The organism is Bradyrhizobium sp. Bra78 (genome assembly GCF_024519855.1).
Lineage (GTDB): Bacteria > Pseudomonadota > Alphaproteobacteria > Rhizobiales > Xanthobacteraceae > Bradyrhizobium > Bradyrhizobium japonicum_G.
Map to the genome: position 1 here is coordinate 648,369 of NZ_JALJRE010000003.1, position 23,645 is coordinate 672,013.

Sequence of the window (23,645 nt, forward strand, 5' to 3'; positions counted from 1 at the left end):
GACAGTGCAACGCTGCACTGCAATGTTGACCGTGGCGCGGCCGACCGCCTACTGATTTGATTCCGTTCCCACCGAGTGAGTACATCCCATGGATCTGCATCTGCGTGGCAAGCGCGTCCTGATCACGGGCGCGTCCAAGGGCATCGGCGCAGCCGCCGCCGAGGCATTTGCCGAGGAAGGCGCGCATCTGCTGCTCGCCGCCCGCAACGGCGAGCAGCTCAAGGCGCTGGCGGACCGCTTGCGCTCCGCGCATCAGATCGATGCCGCGACCAGCATCGTGGACCTGCGCAAGGCCGAGGATTTGGCGCGGCTCGCCAGGGAAGCCGCCGACATCGACGTTCTCGTCAACAACGCCGGCGACATCCCGGGCGGCTCGATCGACAAGATCGACGAGGCGACATGGCGGCACGCCTGGGAATTGAAAGTGTTCGGCTACATCAACCTGACGCGGCAGATCTACGCGCAGATGAAGGCGAAGGGGGGCGGCGTGATCGTCAACGACATCGGCGCGGCCGGCGAGAAATTCGACGCGAACTACATTTGCGGCAGCGCCGGCAATGCCGCACTGATGGCCTTCACCCGCGCGCTCGGCGGCAAGAGCCTCGCCGACAACATCCGCGTGGTCGGCATCAACCCCGGCCCGGTCGGGACCGACCGTCACGTCACGCTGCTCAAGACGCGTGCGAAGCACCAGTTTGGCGACGAGAGCCGCTACAAGGAATTCCAGAAGAGCCTGCCGCTCGGCAGGCCTGCGCATGCGCGCGAGATCGGCGATCTCATGGCGTTCCTGGCGTCGGACCGCGCGGGCTACACGTCGGGCGTGATCTACACGGTGGACGGCGGGATCAGCGCGGGATGGGGTTAGTATTTCCGACCTTTTGCAAGAGTAGGAGTAGAATAATTGTCTCAAGAGTTGATCCGTGAAACCGCATGCGCCGTCGTCGACAAGCTGCGGTCCGGCGACGTCTCGCCGCTCGAGCTGCTGGATGTGCTGGAGAAACGCATCAGCGACGTCGACGGCAAGGTCAATGCGCTGCCGACGCTGTGCTTCGATCGCGCGCGGAACAGCGCCAAGGCGCTGATGCAGAAGCCGGCCGGCGCACGCGGGCTGCTCGCAGGCCTGCCGGTGCCCATCAAGGACCTGACCGACGTTGCGGGCGTTCTGACCACGCAGGGCTCGCCGATCTTCAAGGACAATGTGCCCAAACAGTCCGACCTCATGGTGGAGAACCTCGAAGGTAACGGCGCGGTGGTCTACGCCAAGTCCAACACGCCGGAGTTCGGAGCCGGCGCCAACACCTTCAACGAGGTGTTCGGCGCGACCCTCAATCCCTGGGATACATCCAAGTCCGCCGCGGGCTCCTCGGGCGGCGCCGCCGTGGCGCTCGCAACCGGCATGGCCTGGCTCGCGCAGGGCTCCGACATGGGCGGCAGCCTGCGCAGCCCGGCAGCTTTCTGCGGCATCGCCGGCATGCGGCCAAGCATCGGCCGGGTTGCACATACGCCGAAAGCGGCGATCGACCGCAATCTCGGCGTCCTCGGCCCGATGGCGCGCAACGTCGAGGATCTCGCGCTGCTGCTGGATGCCATGAGCGGCGACTACGCGGCCGATCCGCTGTCGCTGCCGGCGCCGGCGACCTCGTTCCTGTCGGCGGCGCGCTCGGGCAACAAGCCGAAGCGCATCGCCTATTCGCCCGATCTCGGCATCACGCCGGTCGATCCCGAGGTCAAGGCGATCACGCGCAAGGCGGCTGAACGCTTCGCGGAAGCCGGCGCGATCGTCGAGGAGGCGCATCCGGACTGGCGCGAGGCGCATGAGTGCTTCCACGTGCTGCGCGCCTTCGACTTCGCCATCAGCAAGGCGCAGTTGCTGCGCACCAAGCGCGACCTGCTCAAGCCCGAAGTGATCTGGAACATCGAGGAGGGTCTCAAGCTCACCGTCGAGCAACTCGAGCGCGCCGAGGCGCAGCGCGTCGGCATGACCGCACGCGCGATCGAGTTCTTCAAGACCTACGATCTGTTGCTGGTGCCGACCACGATCGTGCCGCCCTTCCCGATCGAGCACCGCTATGTCGCCGAATGCGCCGGCAAGAAGTTCGACAATTACGTCGAATGGCTCGGCATCGTCTATGCGATCACGCTGGCCTGCTGCCCATCGCTGTCGCTGCCCTGCGGCTTCACGGCTTCGGGCCTGCCCGTCGGCGTGCAGGTGGTCGGGGCGCCCCGCGCGGATGCGCAGGTGATCGCGGGCGCGAAGGTGCTGGAGGATATTCTGGGCCTGCGCGAAACGACGCCGATCGACCCGAAGGTGAAGAAGTAAGACAATCGGCACGCCACGCACTCGGTGCGCTCCCTCGCCCCGCTCTTGCGGGGAGAGGCGGAGGATCACCTCCCGCTGGTCGCCTCCAGGCTGCGGCTGTACCGCGACATCGCAAAGCAAAAGACAAAATAGATCGCGGCGACGAAGATGTAGACCTCGACCGAGAACTGCTGCCACGCCGGATCGATGATCGCCGTCTTCGCCGTCGTCAGCAGATCGAAGATGCCGATGATCAGCACGAGGCTGGTGTCCTTGAAGAAGGCGATGAAGGTGTTGACCAGCGGCGGAATGACGTGGCGGATCGCCTGCGGCAGCACGATCAGGCGATGCTTGCGCCAGTAGGATAGCCCGAGCGCATCGCCCGCCTCATACTGCCCGCGCGGCACCGCCTGGAGGCCGCCGCGAATGACCTCGGCCAGATAGGCGCCTGCGAACAGGATGATCGCGATCTGCGCGCGCAAGAGCTTGTCGATGTTGAATCCGTTCGGCATGAACAGCGGAAACATCACGCTCGCCATGAAGAGCAGGCTCACCAGCGGTACGCCGCGGATCAATTCGACATAGAGCACGCTGAGCGAGCGGATCGCCGGCAGCCTTGAGCGCCGGCCGAGCGCGACGAGAATCCCGAGCGGGAAGCCGAAGGCCAGACCAAAGGTCGCCAGGATCAGCGTCACCGGCAAGCCGCCCCAGCGGTCCTGAGAAACGAAGGACAGACCGAACACACCGCCCCACATGAGCATGCTGATCAGCGCCAGCGCCCCGATCCAGAGATAGGCCAGCTCGCGCCGCCACAGGGCGCGGCGCGTGGAGAGATAGAACAGCGCGATGAAAACCAGCACCGACAGCGCCGGCCGCCACTGCTCGTCGAACGGATAGGTGCCGAACAGGATGAAGCGATATTTTTCGGGGATGATCGCCCAGCAGGCGCCGACGCCGCGCACCGCCCGGCAAGCGCTGGAATCGTTTGCCGGCGTCAACCAGACCGCATTGGCGATGCCCCATTGCACGAAGCTGAAGATACCCTTGGCAAGCACCGCCAGCAGCACGACCGAGAGGATGCCGTTCGGGATCGACGAGAACAGATTGGCGCGCAGCCAGCGCAGCACCGGGTTTCCGATTTGCGGGCGGCGGGCCGCGCGCGGCACCTCCGGCATGTCGGTGATCGCCGTCATGGTCAGCGCTCCACCAGCGCGATGCGCGAATTGTACCAGTTCATGAAGAAGCTGATGCCGAGGCTGATGGTCAAGAACACCGCCATGATCAGGGCGATCGCCTCGATCGCCTGCCCGGTCTGGTTCAGCGTGGTGTTGGCGATCGAGACCACGTCCTGGTAGCCGATCGCCACTGCCAGCGAAGAGTTCTTGGTCAGGTTGAGATACTGGCTCGTCATCGGCGGCACGATGACGCGCAACGCCTGCGGCAGAATGATCTGCCGCAGCATGAAGCTGCGACGCAGTCCGAGCGCATTGGCGGCATCCCACTGGCCGCGCGGCACCGACTGGATGCCGCTGCGCACGATCTCGGCGATGAAGGCCGAGGTGTAGGTGACGAGCGCGATCAGCAGCGCGAAATATTCCGGCGCGAGCGTCAACCCGCCGACGAAGTTGAAGCCGCGCAACTCCGGCCATTCGATCGCCCAGGGCACGCCGAGCGCCACGGATACTGCCGTCGGCAGCGCGAGGACGAGGCCGACCGCAAAGGGCCAGGCCGGCCGCGGCTTGCCATCGCGCATCTGCTGAGCGACCAGCCATCGCTGGATCAGAAAGTACGCCACAAGCCCGAGCACTGCCGTGCCGAGCACCCAGAGCTGCGGCGCCCCGATCGGGATCGCCGGCAGGATCAGGCCGCGATTGGACAGGAACACGCCCTCAACGGGCCGGAACGCCGCGCGCGCGGCGGGCAGCGTCTGCATCAGCACGTACCAGAACAGCAGCTGGAGCAGCAGCGGGATGTCGCGGAGCGTCTCGACATAGACGGCTGCCAGCCGCGACAACAGCCAGTTGGCCGACAGCCGCGAAATGCCGATCAGCGTCCCCAGAATGGTTGCAAGCACGATGCCGATCACCGCGACGCGCAGCGTGTTGGCGATGCCGACGACGAAGGCCCACAGATACGTGTTTCTCGGATTGTAGGTGAGCAGGCTGTCCGCGATCGGCATGCCGGCCTCGCGGCCCAGAAAGGCAAAACCGGTGGTGATGCGGCGGGCCGACAGGTTGGTGACGGTGTTGGACCAGAGGAAGACGATGACCCCGACTACGATCCCGACCACCAGGACCTGCCAGAACAGGCCTTGCAGTTCGCGGCGCCCGAAGGCGCCTAAGAAGCGGCGGCGCGGCGGCGGTCTTGGAGCGTCCGAAGTCACAGCACAAAAATCCTTCTCAAGACAACGATTTCCGGCGGCGCACGTCAACTGTTGCACCATTCTTCAAATCGTGCAACAAATGTTTCATGGCCGAGCCCGCTAAATCCTCGCCGCTGAGCGAACTGCGCATTGCATTGCCATCGCTCCCGATGCGGCTGCAGGAGGTCGGACGCTTCGTCGCCGCCAATGATTACGACGCCACCACCCGTTCGATGCGCGATCTCGCAGCGGTTGCTGGCGCCGACCCTGCGGCCTTCACGCGGCTTGCGAAGGCGATCGGCTATTCCGGCTGGGACGAATTGCGCGCGGCGCTGACGGAGGCGCGGCGGCCGGCGCAGATAGCGCCCTTCTCCATCCGCGCCAAGGGTCGCCGCCACGGCCCCAATGCCGACGTCACGCTCGTCACCGACAAGCTCGAGGCCGAGGCCGCGGGCCTTCCGCGCATCCCGGTGCCTCCGATCGCGGAAGCGGCCCGCACGCTGCACGACGCAAAGCGGATCTGGATTGCGGGCTACCGAAGTTGCCGTAGCGTCGCGGAATTGCTGAACTACGAGCTGCGGCTGTTCCGTCCCGAACAGGTGCAGATCGTCGGTGCATCGGGCCCCGACGATCTCGATCTCGGCGCGATCCGTCCCGGCGAGATCGTCATCGTCATCGGCTTCATGCCCTATACGCATGCGAGCGTTCGCGTCGCACAGGCCGCTTATCGCGCCGGCGCGAAGCTGATCGCGATCGCCGACAGCGTGACAGCACCGATGGCAGAGGGTGCCGACCACGTGCTGCTGTTCGAGGCCGCCGCCTCGCCCGGCTTCTTCCCGAGTCTGACCGGCGCCATCGCGATCGCGCAGTCGCTCGCCGCGGTGACGTTCTCGCTCGGCGGCACGGCCGCGAAGAAGCGCCTGGAAAGTAGCGAGGCGCGGCTCGCCGCGGCCTCCACCTACGTCTCGGAGAAAGGTTGACCCATGGCCTCTCGCACCAGCCGCGTGCTGCACCGCTCGTTGCGTGAGACGCCGCCCAAGGCGATCGGCGGCGAAGGCGTCTATCTTTTTGCCGAGGACGGACGGCGCGTGATCGACGCCTCCGGCGGGGCTGCGGTCTCCTGCCTCGGCCACCAGCATTCGCGCGTGATCGCGGCGATGGCGAAGCAGGCCTCGACCTTGGCCTATGCGCACACCGCCTTCTTTTCCTCCGAGCCGGCCGAAGCCCTGGCCGAGACGCTTGTCGGCCATGAGCCCGGCGGTCTCGCCTACGCTTATTTCGTCAGCGGCGGCTCCGAGGCGATCGAAGCCAGCATCAAGCTCGCTCGGCAATTTTTCATCGAGCGCGGCGAGCCGCAGCGGCAGCATTTCATCGCGCGGCGCCAGAGCTATCACGGCAACACGCTCGGCGCGCTTGCGGCAGGCGGCAACGCCTGGCGTCGCGCGCCCTATGCGCCGCTGCTCTCCGGCGCTTTCAGCCATGTGACGCCAGCCTTTGCCTATCACGAGAAGCACGATGGCGAGTCCGATGCGCAATTCGTGGCGCGGCTCGCCGCCGAGCTCGAGGCCGAATTCCAGCGGCTCGGCCCTGACACCGTTGCAGCGTTTCTCGCCGAGCCCGTCGTCGGCGCCACCGCCGGTGCGGTAACCGCGCCGGACGGCTACTTCAAGGCGGTACGAGAGATCTGCGACCGGCACGGTGCGCTGCTCATCCTCGACGAGGTCATGTGCGGCATGGGCCGCACCAGCACCACGCACGCATGGGAGCAGGAAGGCATCGCGCCCGACATCCAGGCGATCGCCAAGGGTCTCGGCGGAGGCTACCAGCCGATCGGTGCGATGCTCGCAAGCGGAAGGATCATCGACACCATCCGCGCCGGCTCCGGCGCGTTCCAGCATGGCCACACTTACCTGGCGCATCCCCTCGCCTGCGCAGCCGCGCTCGCGGTGCAGGATGTCATCCGCGAGGACGGTCTTCTCGAGCGCGTCAAGGAGCGCGGCAAGCAGCTCGAACAGCGCCTGATCGACCGCTTCGGCAATCACCGCCATGTCGGCGATATCAGGGGACGCGGGCTGTTCTGGGCGATCGAGCTCGTCGCCGATCGCGCCAGCCGCACCTCATTCGATCCGGCGCTCAAGCTGAACCAGAAGATCAAGGCAGAGGCCTTCGCCAACGGGCTCGGCTGCTATCCCGGCGGCGGCACGGTGGATGGCGTCCGCGGCGACCACGTGCTGCTGGCGCCGCCCTATATCGTTTCGACTGATGAGATCGACCAGATCGTCGACAAGCTCGGCACGGCCGTCGACAACGTGTTGCGTAGTGTCAATCACTGAGGGGAGAGTATCATGATGAGGAAAGTGGTTCTTGCGGCGGGCCTGCTCGCGGCATCTGCGGTGGTCTCGGAGGCAGCGACGCTCGACACGGTGAAGAGCCGCGGCACGCTGATATGCGGCGTCAGCGCCGGCTTTGCCGGGTTCTCCGCGCCGGATTCGCAGGGCAACTACAAGGGACTCGACGTCGACTATTGCCGCGCGCTCGCGGCCGGCGTGCTGGGCGATGCCAGCAAGGTGCGCTACGTCTCGCTGACCGCGCAGAACCGCTTCACCGCGCTGCAATCGGGCGAGATCGACGTGCTCTACCGCAACTCGACGCAGACCTATCTGCGCGGCGTGACATTGGGCCTGCAGCAGGGGCCGATCAATTTCTACGACGGCCAGGGTTTTGTCGTGAAGAAGGACCTCGGCGTAAAGGAGATCAAGGACCTCAAGGGCGCCACCGTCTGCGTCGCGCAGGGCACCACGCACGAGGTTACGCTCGGCGATTACGGCCGCGCCAACGGCATCGACTGGAAGCCGCTGGTGTTCGACCGCGTCGACACCATGTACCAGACCTTCTTCGGCGGCCGCTGCGATGCCATGACCCAGGACGCCTCCGCCCTCGCGGGCGCGGTGACGACCGCAGCGCCAAATCCGGCCGACTACGTCGTGCTGCCTCAGACCATCAGCAAGGAGCCGCTCGGCCCCTTCACCCGCAACGGCGACGAGGTCTGGAGCAACATCATCACCTGGCTGCATTACGGCCTGATCGAGGCCGAAGAGCTCGGCGTGACGCAGGCCAATGTCGACGAGATGGCGAAGTCGCAGACACCCGCGATCCAGCGGCTGCTCGGTGCCTCCGGCGATCTCGGCTCGCGGCTCGGGCTCGACAACAAATGGCTGGTCACGGCGATCAAGGCTACCGGCAATTATGGCGAGATCTATGAGCGCAATGTCGGCAAGGCCAGCCCGCTCAAGCTCGACCGCGGCCTCAACGGCCTCTGGACCAAGGGCGGCTTGATGTACGCGGTGCCGTTCAAGTAGGAAGTTCACCTCTCCCCGCTTGCGGCCGCTTGCGGGGAGAGGACAAAGAGAAACCCCATGCGCATCGCCCTGATCCACGCACTCAAGCATTCCATCGCGCCGATCGAGGCGGCATTCGCGCAGGCGTGGCCAGAGGCGCGGCTGATGAACCTGCTCGACGACAGCCTGTCGGCGGATCTGGCGCGTGACGGCGCGCTCAGCGATGCCATGACCGATCGCTTCCTCGCGCTCGGCGATTATGCGGCAGCAACGGGCGCGGACGGAATCCTGTTCACCTGCTCGGCCTTCGGCCCCTGCATCGAGGCGGTCGCGCAGGCGCATGCGCCGATGCCGGTGCTCAGGCCGAACGAAGCCATGATCGAGCAGGCGGTGACGATGGGCAAAAGGATCGGCCTGCTCTCCACCTTCCCACCGACCCTGGCCTCGATGCCGCCCGAGTTTCCCGCCTCCGTCGAGGTCGTGCCGAAACTTGCCGAAGGCGCACTGGCCGCCCTCGACCGCGGCGACCGCGCCACGCACGACCGGCTGATTGCCGAAGCGTCAAAGGACTTGCGCGGTTGCGACGTCGTCGCGCTGGCGCAGTTCAGCGTCGCGGCAACGGCTCCGCTGGTTGCTGAGACCACCGGCCGCCCCGTCGTGACCACGCCGGACAGCGCAGTACAGAAGCTGATGAAGCTGCTTGCGGCGAAGGCCTAGGCGCGGACCTTTGGCTTCTGACGCGCGCCCCGGATCGCGACCGCGAGCGCTGCCTTCGTTTCGCTGACGAAATCCTCGACCAGCTCCTCGCGCGTGGCATGCGCGGCCTCGCCGGTGAACAGGCCCTGCTCGGCCAGCATCACCACACCGTGCAGTGCCGCCCAGATCTTCAGCGCCTGCCGTTCGCGCAAGAAACCGACGGCCGGCGCTTCCAAAGCTTCGATCACCAGCGCAAAGGTCTCGCGCGTCGCCTCGTGCAGCTCGCTGCCCTTGGCGGCGCATGACACGGTGCGGGACGCGAACATCAAGCGGTAGATACCGTTGCGACGCAGCCCGAAATCGAGCGTCGCCTGCGCCAATCGCGACAGTTTCGATTGCCTGGACGGCTTCGCCATCGCCTCGCGCAGGATCGCGCTGAACTGCCGGAACGCCTCTGCCGTTATCGCCGTGAGGAGCGCCTCGCGATCGGCAAAATGCCGGTATGGCGCCGGCTGCGAGACGCCGAGCTGCTTTGCCAGCGCCTTGATGCTGATCGCCTCGGCCCCACCCTGTTCCGCTTCGCGCAGCGCGGCCTTGATCAGGGCGTCGCGCAGATCGCCATGGTGGTAGGGATTCCCTGGCTTGCGGGCAAGTTGTGAACGCATGTTGCGCCGAGCCTATAAGTTTGCACTTGACAGGGGAAGCCTGCGACGAATGTAATAGCATATAACTTAAGACCAGCGGCAAATGCCGTGGACAAAAGATTGACAAGAGGAACGCGCCGCCTTCCGGGCCAGCGTGCATACGACCGAGGAAGCCGCCATGACAGAGCGACTGAGGGTTCGCGTCGATCCCGACAAATGCCAGGGACACGCACGCTGCAAGGCGCTCGCGCCGGAGCTGTTCGAGCTCGACGAATACGGCAACGCCCATGAAGCCGGCGACGGCACGGTCCCGCCCGGCCTCGAAGACAAGGCCTGGCTTGCCAAATCAAACTGTCCGGAAATCGCAATCGACGTGACCGAAGAGTAGCGCAGCCCCTGCCCGCGCCCCACGTGCCTTTCCCGAACGACCCCCAAGGGATTTCCTGCCATGTCCGACGTCAGCCAGCCCGCCGCCCATCCGCCCGTGACCGACTGGATCCATGATTTCGACCACACCGATCCGCAATGGACGGAGGATCCCTTCCCGATCTGGGACGATTTGCGCGCCGCGAGCCCGATCGTGCACACCGAGCGTTTTCTCGGATGCTACATGCCGACGACCTACGAGGCGGTGCGCGAGATCGCCAACGACACCGAGCATTTCTCCTCACGCCGCATCATCGTCCGCGACGTCCGGCCCGAGGTCGCCAGGAACGCCGCACCGCCGATCACCTCCGATCCGCCCGTGCACAAGCCGGCCAAGCAATTGCTGCTGCCGCCGTTCACGCCGGACGCAATGAAGAGGCTCGAGCCGCGCGTACGCGCCATCTGCAACGAGCTGATCGACGATTTCATCGCCGAAGGCCGGGTAGACGCGGCAGCGCGCTACACCAAGCACATTCCGGTGCGCGCGATCGCCCACATGCTCGGCATTCCCGAGAGCGACAGCGACCTGTTCGTCAACTGGATCCACATGATCCTCGAGCTCGGCATCAAGGACGAGAGCAAGCTGCTCCAGGCCGTGCAGGAGATGAGCGCCTATTTCAGGACACACATCGAGGAACGCAGATCGAGGCCGACCAACGATCTCATCTCCTATCTGATGAATGCCAGGGACAAGGAAGGCCAGCCGCTGGAAGAGTCCCACGTGCTGGGCTCGCTGCGCCTGCTCCTGATCGCCGGCATCGATACCACCTGGAGCGCGATCGGCTCGTCGCTCTGGCATCTCGCCAAGACGCCGGCCGACCGCGAGCGCCTGATCGCCGAGCCGGGCCTGATCCCGACCGCCGTGGAGGAGCTGCTGCGGGCCTACTCGCCGGTGACGATGGCGCGTGAGGTGGTCAAGGAGACCACGATCTCCGGCTGCCCGGTCAAGGCGGGCAACATGGTGCTGCTGTCCTTCCCGGCTGCCAACCGCGATCCCAGCGTGTTTCCGGACGCTGACAAAGTCGTGATCGACCGCCGCGAGAACCGACACGCCGCCTTCGGCCTCGGCATCCATCGCTGCGTCGGTTCCAACCTGGCGCGGATGGAGATGCAGGTTGCGCTGGAGGAATGGCTGAAGCGGATTCCGGACTTCGCCCTCGATCCGGCAGGCACCGTGACCTGGTCGCAGGGCACGGTGAGAGGCCCCCGCCAGTTGCCATTTCTGCTCGGAAAGGCGATGTAGGCCTCTCCAAACAGCGATGCGGAGAGGCCGGACGTGACTGAGCAAGCTACCCAACTGGCCTCCGACCACATTGACATCGCCGACGCCAAGCGCCGTATCAAGGCGATCTTCATCGGATCGATCGGCAATCTCGTCGAATGGTACGATTTCTACGCCTACACGGCGTTTGCACTCTATTTCGCCCCGGCCTTCTTCCCGGGCAACGACCCCGTCGTGCAACAATTGAACGTCGCCGTGGTGTTCGCGGCGACCTTCCTGATGCGCCCGTTGGGCGGCTGGCTGTTCGGCTATATCGCCGACCATTTCGGCCGGCGCATCTCGCTGACGCTGTCGGTCGTCTTCATGTGCTTCGGCTCGCTGATCATTGCGCTGACGCCGACCTATGCGTCGATCGGCTTTGCCGCGCCGGTGATCCTGGCGCTTGCCCGCGTGATCGAAGGCCTGAGCCTCGGCGGCGAATATGGCGCCAGCGCGACCTATCTCAGCGAGGTCGCCGATCCCAAGCACCGCGGCTTCTATTCGAGCTTCCAATACGTCACCCTGATCGGCGGCCAGCTCACCGCGATCATCGTGCTGCTGCTCCTGCAAAAGGTCTTCCTCACGCCCGAAGAACTGAAGGCCTGGGGCTGGCGCATCCCGTTCGCGATCGGCGCGGCGCTCGCGATCTTCGCGGCGGTGATGCGGCGCGGCCTGCACGAGACCGAGGCGTTCGAGGAAGCCAGGAAGGTCGTGAAGCCGACCGGCTCGCTCGCCAATTTGCTGAAATATCCGCGGGAGCTTTTGCTCGTGGTCGGCCTCACCGCCGGCGGCACCGCGGCGTTCTACACCTTCACCACCTACATGCAGACCTTCGTGAAGCTCTCGGTCGGGCTCACCGAGGACCAGACCACTTTCGTGATCTTCGGCACGCTGATCTTCGCGACCATCCTCCAGCCGATCTATGGCGCGATCTCCGACAAGATCGGGCGCAAGCCGCTCTTGATCTTCTTCGGTGTCGCCGGCACGCTCGCGACCGTGCCGCTGCTGATGACGCTGAAGGAGTCGAAGTCGCCCTTCATGGCCTTCATCCTGATCTGCGCCGCATGGCTGTTCGTCGCCGGCTACACCTCGATCAACGCCGTCGTGAAGGCCGAGCTGTTTCCGACCAACGTCCGCGCTCTCGGCGTCGGCCTGCCTTATGCGATCACGGTTTCGATCTTTGGCGGCACCGCTCCCGCGATCGCGCTGTATTTCAAGAGCATCGGGCATGAGGCGTGGTTCTACTACTATCTTGCCGGCATCATCTGCCTGTCGCTGATCATCTATTCCACCATGCGCGACACCAAGCACGCCTCCGCGATGCACCGCCACGAGTAGGTCATGGCCGACGACAACGAGCCGCCCGACAGCAAGCTGACGCGCACCAAGGAGAAATGGGCGCGCGAAGGCCGCTTCCTCACCGGTAGGACCACGCGTCCCGAGGACCAGCGGCTGCCGCCCGGCCAGCATCTCACCAAGGACTGGCCGGTCCTCGATTTGGGGGTCATGCCACCGATTTCGCGCGAGCGCTGGCGGCTCGACGTCTACGGTGCGATCGAGAACCCGGTGTTCTGGACCTTTGCCGAGTTTGCCGCCCAGAAGCAGGTGCAGTTCACCTCCGACATCCACTGCGTCACCACCTGGTCGCGCTACGACAACCAATGGGAAGGGCTTGCGACGCGCGAACTGCTGGCGGCCTGCCAGCCGCGCGACGATGCACGCTTCGTCGTGCTGCATTCCCATGACGGCTACACCACCAACCTCGCGCTGGAAGACTTTGCCGCCGAGGACGCGCTGCTCGCCCATAGCTGGTCCGGCAAGCCGCTGACCGAAGAGCATGGCGGCCCGGTGCGGCTGGTCGTGCCGCATCTGTATTTCTGGAAGAGCGCCAAATGGCTCCAGGCCATCGAGTTCCTGACCGAGGATGCGCCTGGCTTCTGGGAAGTCCGCGGCTATCATAACCGCGGCGATCCCTGGGCCGAACAGCGCTACTCCGACGATTAGAGTTTGGAAACGGGGGGAAAGCCCATGTCGACGGAACGCTTTCAGTTCACGGGTGAAGGCGGCCATCAGCTTTCGGCCGCACTCGAACTGCCGGACGGTGAGCCAGCGGCCTTTGCGCTGTTCGCGCACTGCTTCACCTGCGGCAAGGACACGCTGGCGGCCAAGCGCATCTCGGTCGCGCTCGCAGCCCGAGGCATCGCGGTGCTGCGCTTCGACTTCACGGGGCTCGGCTCCAGCGAGGGGGATTTCGCCAATTCGACGTTCTCCTCCAACGTCGCCGATCTCGTGCGCGCCGCCGATCATCTGCGTAGCGTCCGCAAGGCGCCGTCGATCCTGATCGGTCACAGCCTCGGCGGCGCCGCGGTCCTGGCGGTAGCCGGACAAATCCCCGAAGCCAAGGCAGTTGCGACCATCGCAGCGCCCTCCGATCCCGCGCACGTCACCGGCCTGTTTAGGGAGCATCTCGACAGCATCCGCGCCCAAGGCGAAGTCGAGGTTTCGCTCGCGGGCCGCCCGTTCCGGATCAGGCGCGAATTCCTCGACGACGTCGCCGAGCATGAGCTGATGAAGGACGTCACCGGCCTGCACAAGGCGCTGCTGGTGATGCATTCACCGGTCGACGATACCGTCGGCATCGACAATGCGACCAAGATCTTCGTTACAGCCAGGCACCCCAAGAGCTTCGTCTCGCTCGACCACGCCGATCATCTCCTGACCAAACCGGCCGACGCGCTCTATGCGGCCGATGTGATCGCGGCCTGGGCGAGCCGGTACATCGAGATGGCCAAACCCGCGAAGGCGATGGATCTCCCTGAGGCGCCGCGCCAGGTCGTGGTGCAGGAGACGCGCAAGAGCAAATTCAACCAGATCATCACGGTCGGGCCGCATCATCTGGTGGCGGACGAGCCCGTCGCCGCCGGCGGCGAGGATGCCGGCCCCGGCCCCTATGACTTCCTGCTTACCGGTCTCGGTGCCTGCACATCCATGACCATGCGCCTCTATGCCGAACGCAAGTCGCTGCCGCTCGACCGCGTCACGGTCACGCTGAAGCACTCCAAGATCTACGCCAAGGACTGCGAGGAGTGCGAAACACGCGACGGCATGCTCGACCAGATCGAGCGCGACATCACCATGGACGGCGCGCTCGATGCCGAGCAGCGCAAGAAATTGATGGAGATCGCCGACAAGTGCCCGGTGCACCGGACGCTGACCTCGGAGATCCGCATCGTGACCAAGGCCGTGGACTAGCGCCCTATTGTTTGAGCATGATCTTTTCGGAAAACCGCTTCACACTTTTCCGGATCATGCTCTAGAAGCACGCCGCCATCGTCCGCAGTGCCGCGCTGATCTCGTTCTCGCGCCAGGCCGCAAAGCCGAGCAGCAGGCCGTGATCGCGCGGCCGACCCAACGACAGGCTGGACAAGGCACGCGTTTCGACGCCCGCTTCGACCAGCAGCTTGACCGCCGCCTGATCAGCGCGGCCGCGCTTGAGGCGCGCGACGAGCTGGATGCCGCCCGAGGGGACCTCGACCGAAAGCGCCCCACCAAGATGGCGCTCCAGGCCCTCGACGAGATGATCTCGGCGTGCGTGATAGAGCCGGCGCACGCGGCGCAGATGTGCGAGGAAATGCCCGTCGGCGATGAACTCGGCGAGCGCTTCCTGGATGTGGCTGGAAGCAATCAGCCCGATGTGCCGTTGCGCGATTTCCAGGGTGCCGACCAGCGCCGGCGGCACGACGAGATAGCCAAGCCGGATGTCCGATGTCATCGCCTTCGAGAACGTGCCGACATAGAACACGCGGCCATGGGCATCGAGGCCTTGCAAGGCCGGCACCGGCCGGCTGTCATAGTGGAATTCGCCGTCGTAATCGTCCTCCACAATCCAGGTCTTGCCGGGCCGGCTCAACCTGAGAAACTCGGTGCGGCGGGCCAGCGACATCAGCCGCCCGGTCGGGTGCTGGTGAGATGGTGTCATGAAGATGAGCTTTGGCGTGGCTATTCCGGGCATTCGCTGCATACCCTGCTCGTCCAGCCTCATGCCGGTGACGCGTGCGCCGGACGCAAGGAAGGCAGCCGTGGCGCCGGGATAACCGGGATTCTCGACCCAGACATCATCGCCGGGCGCGATGAGCGACGCCGCGATCAAGGTCAGCGCGGCCTGCGCGCTCGGCAGGATCATGATCTGGTCCGCAGTGGCGTGAACGCCCCTGCTGGTCGCCAGATAATGCGCCAGCGCCTCGCGCAGGCGGGTCCGGTTGACCGGCCCGAGCTCACGCTTGGCCGCGCGCACAGCGCTGCGGCGCAGGCAGCGGGCCCAGACTTCGCTCGGAAACTCCCTGAAATCGCCATGCCCCGGACGCAACGGCTTGAGCGGTGCCTGATAGGACATCGGCCAGTCCGTCTGCTTGAGCTTCGAAGCCCACGGGGAGAGCCGCGGCTTTGCGGAGCGCACGCCGGATACGACTGCCCCCACCCCTTCACCGTGCGCGCCGCCGTCGACCGTCACCACCGCGCGACGGCCATGCGATGCCTCGAGATATCCCTCGGCGGCGAGCTGTTCGAACGCATAGGTGACCGTGTTGCGGGAAACGCCGAGATCGCTCGCCAGCCGGCGGCTCGACGGCAGCGCACGACCCTTGCCGAGACGGCCGGTTGCGATCAGGCCTCGGAGCTGGCTCGTCAACTGAGCCACCAGCCCGTCATCATCGGCCCGCCTCAGGTCGATCAGGGCAGAAATCATGCTTTCCGAAACTGGCACCCTGTTCCTTTCTGATCTGGCACTTTTTCTGGTGCCAATTGAAATGCTATCCGCCGGGCTGGACTGCTTCAAGGATTTTGCGATGAACTCCCTCTCACCCCGCACGGCTGTCGGCCTGTTCCTCATCGTCGTGCTGGCCTGGGGCGTGAACTGGTCGGTGACGAAGCAGCTCGTCCAGTTCCTTCCGCCGCTGTGGACGTCGGCGATCCGAAGCTGGATCGCGCTGGCCGGATTGTTCGTGATCCTCGGACTGAGCAACAATCTGGTGATCCCGGAGCGTCGCGACATTCCTGTGGTCCTGAGCGTCGCGCTGCTGCACATGACGGTGTTCTCGGTCCTGGTTGCGGCCGGCGTGCGCTTCTTGCCCGCGAGCAAGGCCATCGTGCTCGGCTACACCACGCCGCTCTGGGTCGCGATCGCTGCGCCCCTGCTCGGGAAGGATACGCTGACCGCGCCAAAACTTGCCGGCGCCCTGCTCGGGCTGATCGGCCTTGCCGTGATCCTGAACCCGGCATCGATCGACTGGACCAATAGCAACGTCGTGCTCGGCGCCGGCATGGTCATCCTGGCCGCGATGTCCTGGGCCGCGAACATTATCTATATCCGCGCGCATCGCTGGATCGCATCCCCGCTCCAGTTGCTGATTTGGCAGGTACTCGTCGCAACGATCGTGCTGACCGTCAGCGCGACCGTCACGGACGGCCTGCCGCATGCGGAATGGTCGTGGCGGCTCGTCCTGCTGTTCCTGTACTCCGGACTGATCGGGACGGCGCTGGCCTATTGGGCGATGTCGATGGTCAACAAGAGCATCTCGGCGCTGACGACGTCGCTCGGCACCACCGGGACACCGCTCGTCGGCATCGCCAGTGCCGCGATCCTGCTGGGCGAGCCGATCGACATCAGTCTTGCTGTCGCAGCCGGGCTGATCGTCGCCGGTATCGGCCTTGCGACGCTGGGCGACCGGCTGCTGCGCGGTCAGGCGACCGCGAGGGGCTGAACGCGCAAGCTTCCGCGCAGGCCAGCCGTCGTGCCGAGCAGGATGCCGGCAACCGCGACGAACGAGCCCAGCGCCAACGTCGATACGCCTGTGAGCCCCTGCCCGATCGAGCAGCCGAACGCCATCACCCCGCCGATGCCCATCAGCGCGGCCCCACCGGCCGAGCGCAGCATGTGGCGCGGCGAAGAATAGCCTTCGAGATGAAAGCTGCCCGTCGCGAGCGCAGTCACGAGACTGCCGGCGAAGACGCCGCCGACCGTCGCGATACCGAAATTGAGCGTCAGGCCGGTCGAGAGCATGGCGTATTGCAGCGCATCCGCGATCGGCGCGATAAAGGTGAGCGAGGTCACCGGCACGGGATTGAAGTCGTCGGCGCCGAGAAAGCCGGTGACGAACCAGCCGGCGGCGACGAGGACACCGACGATAGCGCCGGCCGCGATCTGGCCCGGCGAACGCCGGAACTTTGGATGCGCGAAAGCAAACAGGATCAGCCCAACGACGATCACGGTCGCGGCCAGCACGCGCGAGACCGCGTCGCCCGGACCGAACGTCACCAGCAACGACGGCAGCGAATTGGCGGCGACAGTGGTTTGCGTAGCCTGAACCAGCGCAATGCGCGCTGGCGCGATCAGCCCCTTGAGGCTCATCTGAGCGGCAATCCCAAGCACGATCACCACCACGAAGGAGCGGAGATTGCCGCGGCCGAGCAGCACCAGCGCACGCGAACCGCAGCCGTTCGACAGCACCATGCCGTAACCGAACAGCAGGCCGCCGAGGAACAGCACCGGAGCGGAAAAGGATTGTTGCAGGTAGATCGACTTGCCGAGATCGACCATACCGCTGCCGGCGAGGAATTGGCTCGCGCCGATCGCAACCGCGATCGCCAGCGCATAAGTGCGCACCAGCCGCCCGTCTCCACCGGCCAGCCAGCCACGCATGCTGCTCATCAGGCAGAAGCCGCTGAGCAGGCCGACGGCGCCATAGATCAGGCCGATGACGAGGCCGGCGAGGATGACGAGTTGGGTGGATTCCATCGGCTGTTCTCAGATCTCTCGTCATTCTCCGTCATTGCGAGCGCAGCGAAGCAATCCAGTCTGTCTCCGCGGATACATTTCTGGATTGCTTCGCTGCGCTCGGAATGACGACGTGTTACGGCTTCAGGATCACGCGATCCCGCGACGAGCCGGCAACCGCGACATACGCCTCCTTGGCGCGCTCCAGCGGATAGACGGCATTCGCCCTGATCGGAAACGGCTTCAGATGGCCGCTCGCAAAGCCGGGGCCGAGATCGCGCAGCACGGCGCCCGTTGCCACCGAGGACAGGCCGAGTGTGTCGATGCCGACATAGGTGTGCTGGCCCCGGTAGAATTCGAGGATGTTGAATTGCACGATGCGGTCAATCGCGGCGATCAGGATCTGGCGGCCGCGAAGTGCGAGCGATTTGTGCGCCGCCTGGAAATAGGGATCGCCGACCGTGTTGAAGACGATGTCGGCGCCCTTGCCGCCGGTCACTTCGCGCACGCGCGTCGCGACATCGGTGACGGAAGCGTCGATCACTTCGATGGGCCCATTGGCATGGCCTTCATAGGCTTCCGCCTTGCGCACCACGCCGATGACGCGCGCGCCCTGCCAGGTCGCGATCTGTACCGCAGCCTGACCGACCTTGCCGTTGACGCCGAACACCAGAACGGTCTCGCCATTCTTCGGCACGCCGGCGCGGCGAAAGCCCTCCATGGCGGTGACGAAAGGCACGCCGATGCCGGCCGCCTCCTCCCAGGACAGCGCCTTCGGCTTCTCCACCACCGCGTCGGCTTCCACAACGAGATGGCTTGCGTGCGTGCCGTCGCGGCGGATGCCGAGATCGCCGGATGAGCCGAACACCTCGCGGCCGATCGTATCGGCCGGCCCATCGATCACCACGCCCGCGTAGTCGCGGCCGGGCGTGCGCGGGAATACGGCATAGGGCATCAGCCCTGTCGCGGCCTTGATGTCGGACGGATTGACGGCGGCGGCCTTCACCTCGATCAGGAGATCGTCTGAACCGCGTGTGAAAGTCTGACGCTCCACCACGGGCGTAAGCGCGGCTGCGTTTTCGGCCTTGGCATTGAGGCGCACGCAGCGCGCCTCAATGGCTTTGCTATCGGCTGGTGACATGGAAAAGACCCGCGATTTCTCGCGGGCCTTGTCGCCCTTACGGATGGTCAAGTCAATCCTTCGGCCGCTTGTCGTAGAGGCGCTTGGCTTTGCCGAGCGAACGCTCCAGCGTGGCCGGCGCGACCACCTGCACCCGGGAGCTGATGCCGATGGTGTTCTTGATGTGGGTCGAGATCCGGTCCGCGTGGTCGACCAGACCCCGGCCGTCCCAGCTCTCCGGCCGCGCTTCGGCAATGATGGTCAGCTCGTCCATGCGGCCTTCGCGGGTCAGCTCCATGATGAAATGCCCGCCGCACCAGTCGGTCGCGAGCAGCACCTCCTCGATCTGGGTGGGGAACAGATTGACGCCACGCAGGATGATCATGTCGTCCGAGCGCCCGGTCACCTTCTCCATGCGCCGCATGCCCGGCCGCGCCGTGCCCGGCAGCAGCCGCGTCAGGTCGCGGGTGCGATAGCGGATCACCGGAAAGGCTTCCTTGGTGAGCGAGGTGAAAACCAACTCGCCTTTCTCGCCGTCGGGAAGCACCGCGCCGGTCTCGGGGTCGATCACCTCGGGATAGAAATGATCCTCCCAGATGTGCAGGCCGTCCTTGGTCTCGATGCATTCCTGCGCGACGCCGGGGCCGATCACCTCGGACAGGCCGTAGATGTCGGTCGCGTCCATGTCGAATGCGTCCTCGATCTCGCCGCGCATCGCATTGGTCCAGGGCTCGGCGCCGAAGATGCCGACCTTGAGCGAGCACTGGCGCGGATCGAGCTTCTGGCGCTTGAACTCGTCGAGGATCGCCAGCATGTAGCTCGGGGTCACCGTGATGATGTCGGGCCGGAAATCGTTGATGAGCTGTACCTGCCGCTCGGTCATGCCCCCGGAGATCGGCACCACGGTGCAGCCGAGTTTCTCCGCGCCATAGTGGACGCCGAGCCCCCCGGTGAAGAGCCCATAGCCATAGGCGTTGTGGATGATCATGCCGGTGCGGCCGCCAGCGGCGCGGATCGAGCGCGCCATCACCGCGGACCAGGTATCGATGTCGGCCTGCGTGTAACCGACAACGATCGGCTTGCCTGTGGTGCCGGAGGAGGCATGTACGCGTACCAGCTTCTCGCGCGGCACTGCGAACATGTTGAAGGGATAGTTGTCGCGGAGATCCGTCTTCACCGTGAACGGGAATTTCGCGAGGTCGGACAGTTCGCGAAAGTCGGACGGGTGCACGCCGGCCTTGTCGAAAGCCTTGCGATAATGCGCGACGTTGTCATAGGCGTGCTTCAGCGACCAGGCCAGCCGCTCCTTCTGGAGCGCCATGATCTCGTCGCGCGAGGCGCGCTCGTGCGCGTCCGTCTCGGCGCTATAGGCGTCGCCACCTGCCTTGAGCCTCGTCAGAGCCATCCTGGTTTCCCCACATTGATCTGTTCTTTTCTTTATTCGTCGTGTGCCGGCAGCCAATTGCCGGGAATGACGCGCGAATGTCCGCGGAATTCCGCGATGACGGTATCGCCGGCGGTGACGCGCACGTCGTAGATGCCGGAGCGGCCGCTCCGAGTAATCTCTCTTGCTCTCGCAACGAGGCGGTCGCCGAGCTTGCCCGGCTTGATGAAGGTGATCTGGCCCTGGGCCGCGACGACGCGGTCGTTGTGCGAGTTGCAGGCAAAGGCGAAAGCGGAATCGGCCAGCGTGAAGATGAAGCCGCCATGAGCGATGCGCTGGCCATTGACCATGTCCGGCCGGACCGTCATTGCGAGCGTTGCAAGGCCTGGGCCGATCTCGACGATCTCCATCCCGAGGCCCTTGGAAGCATCGTCCTCCGCCCACATCGCGTCGGCGCAGGCACGGGCAACATCCTCAGGCGACAGGGCGGCTTTGACGTTCACGCGCTTCTCCCGGCCAATGGCTTGCTCATGATGTTGTTCTGGTTGGCTCGCACTGTCAAACGTGGTCGTAATCGACGACGACCCGCGCCGACGAAGGCTTTGCCTGGCAGGTCAGGACGAAACCGGCCTTCAGCTCCCAGGGTTCCAGCGAATAGTTGATGTCCATCGGTGCCTCGCCCTCGACCAGTTTTGCCCGGCAGGTCGAGCACATGCCGCCCTTGCAGGCGAAGGGCAGATCGACGCCGGCGCGAAGCGCGGCATCGAGGATGGCCTCGTCCTCGGCGACCGGCACGTCGCGGCGCTTGCCGTCGATGATCAGCGATGCGATCGCCTTCGGCGGCGCATCCGGGGCGACGGCCTTCTTCGGCCGCGGCTTGCCGCCGAACTCGGAGACGAAGCGCTCGACGTGGATGCGCTCGTCCGCGATGCCGAGATCGCGGCAGGTCGCCTCGATGTCCTCGCTCATGCCGGACGGACCACAGATGAAGACGTGATCGACGCTTGCCGCCGGCACCAGCGAGCGCAGCAGCACCCTCACCTTGTCGCCGTCGAGCCGGCCATGCAGGATCGGGATGTCCTGCTCTTCACCGGAGATGACGTGAAAGATCGAGAGGCGGTCGATGAAGCGATCCTTGAGCTCCTCGAGTGCTTCGAGGAACATGATGTTGTCGGTCGCGCGGTTGCCGTAGAACAGGAAGAAGCGGCTGTCCGGCTCGCGTGCGAGGATGCCCTTGACGATCGACAGGATCGGCGTGATGCCTGAACCTGCGGCAAAGCCGACATGGATCCGCCCCGTATCGGCCGGCGCGACCACGCCGAAGCGGCCGGTCGGCGTCATCACGTCGAGTTCGTCGCCGCATTTGAGTTCATCGGCGGCCCAGCTCGAAAACGCGCCGCCGTCGATCTTCTTCACAGCGATGCGGATTTCACCGTCATCGGGACCGGAGCAGATCGAATAGGAGCGGCGCACTTCCTCGCCATCGAGCATGGTCCGGAGCGTGAGATACTGGCCGGGGTTGAAAGCATAGTCATCGGAGAGTTCGCGCGGGATCGCGAAGGTCATCGAGACGGCGTCGGACGCCTCGCGGCGGAGATCGCTGACGGCCAGACGATGGAAGCGGGGGGCGGCTGCGGACATCATGGACACCCTACATCGGCCTCACCGCCGTCATTGCGAGGAGCTCTTGCGACGAAGCAATCCAGACTGCTTCCGCGGAGACAGTCTGGATTGCTTCGCTGCGTTCGCAATGACAATGTGGCTGGCATCTCGTTCAACTCAATGACACTTGAAGTAATCGAAGGGCTCGCGACAGGCATTGCAGCGCCACAGCGCCTTGCAGGAAGTCGAGCCGAATTCGGACAACAGTTCGGTATTGTCCGAGCCACATTGCGGGCAAGCGACGGCCTGTTCGCCGAACAGCGCGCGGCGCGAGCTGGAGGCCTGCGGCGGGGCGATGCCGTAGGCACGCAGCTTCTGCCGACCCTCATCGCTCATCCAGTCGGTGGTCCAGGCAGGCGACAGCACCGTGCGCACCTTTGAGCCGCGGAATCCGGCGCGCTCCAACGCGACCTCGATCTCCAGCGCGATCATGTTCATGGCCGGACATCCCGAATAGGTCGGCGTGATCGCGACCTCGACATGATCGCCGTCGAGAACGACGTCTCTGAGCACGCCGAGATCGGCGATGCTCAGCACCGGAATTTCGGGATCGACAACGCTGGCCGCGGCGTCCCAGGCACGCTGGCGCAGCTCGCTATCGCGTTCCAGCACCGTCACCATGCCAGCCCCGGGAAAGTGCGCTGCATCGACTGCAGCTCGGACAGGAGATGGCCGAGATGTTCGCTGTGCCGGCCCACGCGGCCGCCCTGCTGCATCCAGTCGTTCTGCGGCAGCTCAAGCGTGGCCTCGCTGACGACATCGGAGAGCATCTTCAGCCAGCGGCCGCGCAGAACACCCGGATCGACGGCGATACCCGCATGGATCAAGGCGCGTTCGCCATCGTCGACGGCAAACATCTCGCCGGTGAACGCCCAGAGATGATCGATCGCGGCCTGCGCACGGGCATGGCTCTCCTCGGTGCCGTCGCCGAGACGGATGATCCACTCCGAGGCGTGCCGCAGGTGATAGGCACTCTCCTTCTCCGACTTCGCGGCAATCGCCGCGAGCGTCGTGTCGCGCGATGTCATCATCGCGCGCCAATAGAGGTCGGCGAAAGCGGAATAGAAGAACTGCCGCACCAGCGTCTGGGCGAAGTCGCCGTTCGGCTGCTCGACCAGCAGCAGATTGCGGTACTGCCTGACATCGCGCAGGTAGGCGAGCTTGTCCTCGTCGTTGTCGTTGCCTTCAGCCTTGGCGGCGTAGGTGTAGAGCTCGCGCGCCTGGCCGATGAGATCGAGCGCGATGTTGGAGAGCGCCATGTCCTCTTCCATCATCGGCGCATGCCCGCACCATTCGGACAGCCGATGACCGAGGATCAACGCATCGTCGGCGCGGCGCAGCGCATAGAGCACCAGCGGTGTTTCGGAGACCTGGATGTTGGCGACAGGCATCACATGTGCCCCACTTCTTCCGGCACCTCATAGAACGTCGGATGCCGGTAGATCTTCGATTCCGCCGGCTCGAACATCATCCCCTTCTCGGCGGGATCGCTGGCGGTGATCGCGGTCGACGGCACGACCCAGATCGACAGGCCCTCGCCGCGGCGGGTGTAGATGTCGCGGGCGGCCTGGAGCGCCATGGTGGCGTCGCTGGCATGCAGGGAGCCAACATGCTTGTGCGCAAGCCCGTTGCGGCTGCGAATGAAGACTTCCCACAGCGGCGTGTTCGGCGTGGTCATCGT

Annotated in this window: 24 protein-coding genes; 12 read left to right on the plus strand and 12 right to left on the minus strand. The window is 65.3% G+C overall.

The features are described from left to right. Positions 1-88: 88 nt before the first annotated feature. Together OC450_RS10320 and OC450_RS10325 are read left to right on the plus strand one after the other, a co-directional pair. Positions 89-865 carry an SDR family oxidoreductase gene (locus OC450_RS10320; protein WP_262047802.1) on the plus strand — a complete coding sequence of 259 codons (777 nt, stop codon included), beginning with the start codon at positions 89-91 and terminating at the stop codon, positions 863-865. A 36-nt stretch (positions 866-901) separates the two neighbouring features. Next, positions 902-2,320 (plus strand): amidase, encoded by a 1,419-nt coding sequence (locus OC450_RS10325; protein WP_211382764.1) that lies wholly within the window; start codon positions 902-904, stop codon positions 2,318-2,320. 65 nt (positions 2,321-2,385) lie between these two features. Here the strand turns inward: OC450_RS10325 and OC450_RS10330 are convergent, their stop codons facing one another. Both OC450_RS10330 and OC450_RS10335 read right to left on the minus strand, forming a co-directional pair. Then, entirely contained in the window at positions 2,386-3,492 is a 1,107-nt protein-coding gene (locus tag OC450_RS10330) for an amino acid ABC transporter permease (protein WP_262047803.1), read from the minus strand. Between the two features lie 2 nt (positions 3,493-3,494). Then, positions 3,495-4,682, minus strand: a complete 1,188-nt coding sequence (locus tag OC450_RS10335; RefSeq protein WP_256806410.1) for an amino acid ABC transporter permease — start codon at positions 4,680-4,682, stop codon at positions 3,495-3,497. An 86-nt stretch (positions 4,683-4,768) separates the two neighbouring features. Between OC450_RS10335 and OC450_RS10340 the strand changes: the two genes are divergently transcribed. From OC450_RS10340 to OC450_RS10355, 4 genes are read left to right on the plus strand one after another with little or no spacing between them, the layout of a single operon-like run. Beyond that, on the plus strand, positions 4,769-5,641 hold the full coding sequence (locus OC450_RS10340) for a MurR/RpiR family transcriptional regulator (RefSeq protein ID WP_262047804.1): 873 nt from the start codon (positions 4,769-4,771) through the stop codon (positions 5,639-5,641). A gap of 3 nt (positions 5,642-5,644) precedes the next feature. Beyond that, on the plus strand, positions 5,645-6,994 hold the full coding sequence (locus OC450_RS10345) for an aspartate aminotransferase family protein (RefSeq protein ID WP_262047805.1): 1,350 nt from the start codon (positions 5,645-5,647) through the stop codon (positions 6,992-6,994). Between the two features lie 12 nt (positions 6,995-7,006). After that, positions 7,007-8,020, plus strand: a complete 1,014-nt coding sequence (locus OC450_RS10350; protein ID WP_211382760.1) for an amino acid ABC transporter substrate-binding protein — start codon at positions 7,007-7,009, stop codon at positions 8,018-8,020. Between the two features lie 57 nt (positions 8,021-8,077). Continuing rightward, positions 8,078-8,716, plus strand: coding sequence for an aspartate/glutamate racemase family protein (locus OC450_RS10355; protein ID WP_262047806.1), 639 nt, complete (start codon positions 8,078-8,080; stop codon positions 8,714-8,716). On the opposite strand, the gene OC450_RS10360 is transcribed toward OC450_RS10355, so the two are convergent. Further along, the gene (locus tag OC450_RS10360) at positions 8,713-9,360 is read right to left on the minus strand and encodes a TetR/AcrR family transcriptional regulator (RefSeq protein WP_211382758.1); all 648 of its coding nucleotides are present in this window, start codon (positions 9,358-9,360) and stop codon (positions 8,713-8,715) included. The two genes, OC450_RS10355 and OC450_RS10360, sit on opposite strands and share 4 nt — an antisense overlap. A 157-nt stretch (positions 9,361-9,517) precedes the next feature. Here OC450_RS10360 and OC450_RS10365 point away from each other — a divergent pair, with 157 nt between their 5' ends. Genes OC450_RS10365 through OC450_RS10385 form a run of 5 tightly spaced genes read left to right on the plus strand, consistent with a single transcriptional unit; the run spans position 9,518 to position 14,278 of the window. Further along, positions 9,518-9,727, plus strand: coding sequence for a ferredoxin (locus OC450_RS10365; RefSeq protein WP_262047807.1), 210 nt, complete (start codon positions 9,518-9,520; stop codon positions 9,725-9,727). A gap of 60 nt (positions 9,728-9,787) precedes the next feature. Further along, positions 9,788-11,008: a cytochrome P450 gene (locus OC450_RS10370; RefSeq protein WP_262047808.1), complete on the plus strand. Its 1,221-nt coding sequence runs from the start codon at positions 9,788-9,790 to the stop codon at positions 11,006-11,008. Positions 11,009-11,041: 33 nt separating this feature from the next. Beyond that, positions 11,042-12,364: an MFS transporter gene (locus OC450_RS10375; RefSeq protein WP_211382756.1), complete on the plus strand. Its 1,323-nt coding sequence runs from the start codon at positions 11,042-11,044 to the stop codon at positions 12,362-12,364. 3 nt (positions 12,365-12,367) lie between these two features. Then, complete coding sequence (locus OC450_RS10380) at positions 12,368-13,030, plus strand: sulfite oxidase-like oxidoreductase (RefSeq protein ID WP_211382755.1); 663 nt, start codon at positions 12,368-12,370, stop codon at positions 13,028-13,030. A gap of 24 nt (positions 13,031-13,054) precedes the next feature. Beyond that, entirely contained in the window at positions 13,055-14,278 is a 1,224-nt protein-coding gene (locus OC450_RS10385; protein ID WP_262047809.1) for a bifunctional alpha/beta hydrolase/OsmC family protein, read from the plus strand. A gap of 61 nt (positions 14,279-14,339) precedes the next feature. Here the strand turns inward: OC450_RS10385 and OC450_RS10390 are convergent, their stop codons facing one another. After that, a complete protein-coding gene (locus OC450_RS10390; RefSeq protein ID WP_262047810.1) occupies positions 14,340-15,770 on the minus strand; it encodes a PLP-dependent aminotransferase family protein in 1,431 nt (476 codons plus the stop codon). Between the two features lie 100 nt (positions 15,771-15,870). On the opposite strand from OC450_RS10390, the gene OC450_RS10395 reads away from it, so the two are divergent. Further along, positions 15,871-16,785, plus strand: coding sequence for a DMT family transporter (locus OC450_RS10395; protein ID WP_262047811.1), 915 nt, complete (start codon positions 15,871-15,873; stop codon positions 16,783-16,785). Here the strand turns inward: OC450_RS10395 and OC450_RS10400 are convergent. The 8 genes from OC450_RS10400 to paaB form a co-directional block, all read right to left on the minus strand. Continuing rightward, positions 16,764-17,819 carry a YeeE/YedE family protein gene (locus OC450_RS10400; RefSeq protein WP_211382751.1) on the minus strand — a complete coding sequence of 352 codons (1,056 nt, stop codon included), beginning with the start codon at positions 17,817-17,819 and terminating at the stop codon, positions 16,764-16,766. The genes OC450_RS10395 and OC450_RS10400 overlap by 22 nt on opposite strands. Before the next feature lie 115 nt (positions 17,820-17,934). Continuing rightward, entirely contained in the window at positions 17,935-18,939 is a 1,005-nt protein-coding gene (locus OC450_RS10405; protein WP_262047812.1) for a zinc-binding alcohol dehydrogenase family protein, read from the minus strand. 52 nt (positions 18,940-18,991) lie between these two features. Next, entirely contained in the window at positions 18,992-20,323 is a 1,332-nt protein-coding gene (gene paaK, locus OC450_RS10410) for a phenylacetate--CoA ligase PaaK (RefSeq protein ID WP_211382749.1), read from the minus strand. 32 nt (positions 20,324-20,355) lie between these two features. Next, on the minus strand, positions 20,356-20,805 hold the full coding sequence (gene paaI, locus OC450_RS10415; RefSeq protein ID WP_262047813.1) for a hydroxyphenylacetyl-CoA thioesterase PaaI: 450 nt from the start codon (positions 20,803-20,805) through the stop codon (positions 20,356-20,358). 55 nt (positions 20,806-20,860) lie between these two features. Beyond that, the gene (paaE, locus tag OC450_RS10420; protein WP_211382747.1) at positions 20,861-21,943 is read right to left on the minus strand and encodes a 1,2-phenylacetyl-CoA epoxidase subunit PaaE; all 1,083 of its coding nucleotides are present in this window, start codon (positions 21,941-21,943) and stop codon (positions 20,861-20,863) included. 138 nt (positions 21,944-22,081) lie between these two features. Beyond that, entirely contained in the window at positions 22,082-22,585 is a 504-nt protein-coding gene (gene paaD, locus OC450_RS10425; RefSeq protein WP_262047814.1) for a 1,2-phenylacetyl-CoA epoxidase subunit PaaD, read from the minus strand. Next, positions 22,579-23,355, minus strand: a complete 777-nt coding sequence (gene paaC, locus OC450_RS10430; protein WP_211382745.1) for a 1,2-phenylacetyl-CoA epoxidase subunit PaaC — start codon at positions 23,353-23,355, stop codon at positions 22,579-22,581. The genes paaD and paaC overlap by 7 nt, the downstream gene beginning before the upstream one ends. After that, the gene (gene paaB, locus OC450_RS10435) at positions 23,355-23,642 is read right to left on the minus strand and encodes a 1,2-phenylacetyl-CoA epoxidase subunit PaaB (RefSeq protein ID WP_092186062.1); all 288 of its coding nucleotides are present in this window, start codon (positions 23,640-23,642) and stop codon (positions 23,355-23,357) included. Before paaB ends, paaC begins: the two co-directional genes overlap by 1 nt. Positions 23,643-23,645 lie beyond the last annotated feature (3 nt).

Excerpts from the sequence above, each read along its gene's own strand:
- OC450_RS10320 (WP_262047802.1), top strand. The coding sequence starts at position 89 with ATGGATCTGCATCTGCGTGGCAAGCGCGTCCTGATCACGGGCGCGTCC.
- OC450_RS10330 (WP_262047803.1), bottom strand. The coding sequence starts at position 3,492 with ATGACGGCGATCACCGACATGCCGGAGGTGCCGCGCGCGGCCCGCCGC.
- OC450_RS10340 (WP_262047804.1), top strand. The coding sequence starts at position 4,769 with ATGGCCGAGCCCGCTAAATCCTCGCCGCTGAGCGAACTGCGCATTGCA.
- OC450_RS10345 (WP_262047805.1), top strand. The coding sequence starts at position 5,645 with ATGGCCTCTCGCACCAGCCGCGTGCTGCACCGCTCGTTGCGTGAGACG.
- OC450_RS10350 (WP_211382760.1), top strand. The coding sequence starts at position 7,007 with ATGATGAGGAAAGTGGTTCTTGCGGCGGGCCTGCTCGCGGCATCTGCG.
- OC450_RS10355 (WP_262047806.1), top strand. The coding sequence starts at position 8,078 with ATGCGCATCGCCCTGATCCACGCACTCAAGCATTCCATCGCGCCGATC.
- OC450_RS10360 (WP_211382758.1), bottom strand. The coding sequence starts at position 9,360 with ATGCGTTCACAACTTGCCCGCAAGCCAGGGAATCCCTACCACCATGGC.
- OC450_RS10365 (WP_262047807.1), top strand. The coding sequence starts at position 9,518 with ATGACAGAGCGACTGAGGGTTCGCGTCGATCCCGACAAATGCCAGGGA.
- OC450_RS10370 (WP_262047808.1), top strand. The coding sequence starts at position 9,788 with ATGTCCGACGTCAGCCAGCCCGCCGCCCATCCGCCCGTGACCGACTGG.
- OC450_RS10380 (WP_211382755.1), top strand. The coding sequence starts at position 12,368 with ATGGCCGACGACAACGAGCCGCCCGACAGCAAGCTGACGCGCACCAAG.
- OC450_RS10385 (WP_262047809.1), top strand. The coding sequence starts at position 13,055 with ATGTCGACGGAACGCTTTCAGTTCACGGGTGAAGGCGGCCATCAGCTT.
- OC450_RS10390 (WP_262047810.1), bottom strand. The coding sequence starts at position 15,770 with ATGATTTCTGCCCTGATCGACCTGAGGCGGGCCGATGATGACGGGCTG.
- OC450_RS10395 (WP_262047811.1), top strand. The coding sequence starts at position 15,871 with ATGAACTCCCTCTCACCCCGCACGGCTGTCGGCCTGTTCCTCATCGTC.
- OC450_RS10400 (WP_211382751.1), bottom strand. The coding sequence starts at position 17,819 with ATGGAATCCACCCAACTCGTCATCCTCGCCGGCCTCGTCATCGGCCTG.
- OC450_RS10405 (WP_262047812.1), bottom strand. The coding sequence starts at position 18,939 with ATGTCACCAGCCGATAGCAAAGCCATTGAGGCGCGCTGCGTGCGCCTC.
- paaK (WP_211382749.1), bottom strand. The coding sequence starts at position 20,323 with ATGGCTCTGACGAGGCTCAAGGCAGGTGGCGACGCCTATAGCGCCGAG.
- paaE (WP_211382747.1), bottom strand. The coding sequence starts at position 21,943 with ATGTCCGCAGCCGCCCCCCGCTTCCATCGTCTGGCCGTCAGCGATCTC.
- paaD (WP_262047814.1), bottom strand. The coding sequence starts at position 22,585 with ATGGTGACGGTGCTGGAACGCGATAGCGAGCTGCGCCAGCGTGCCTGG.
- paaC (WP_211382745.1), bottom strand. The coding sequence starts at position 23,355 with ATGCCTGTCGCCAACATCCAGGTCTCCGAAACACCGCTGGTGCTCTAT.
- paaB (WP_092186062.1), bottom strand. The coding sequence starts at position 23,642 with ATGACCACGCCGAACACGCCGCTGTGGGAAGTCTTCATTCGCAGCCGC.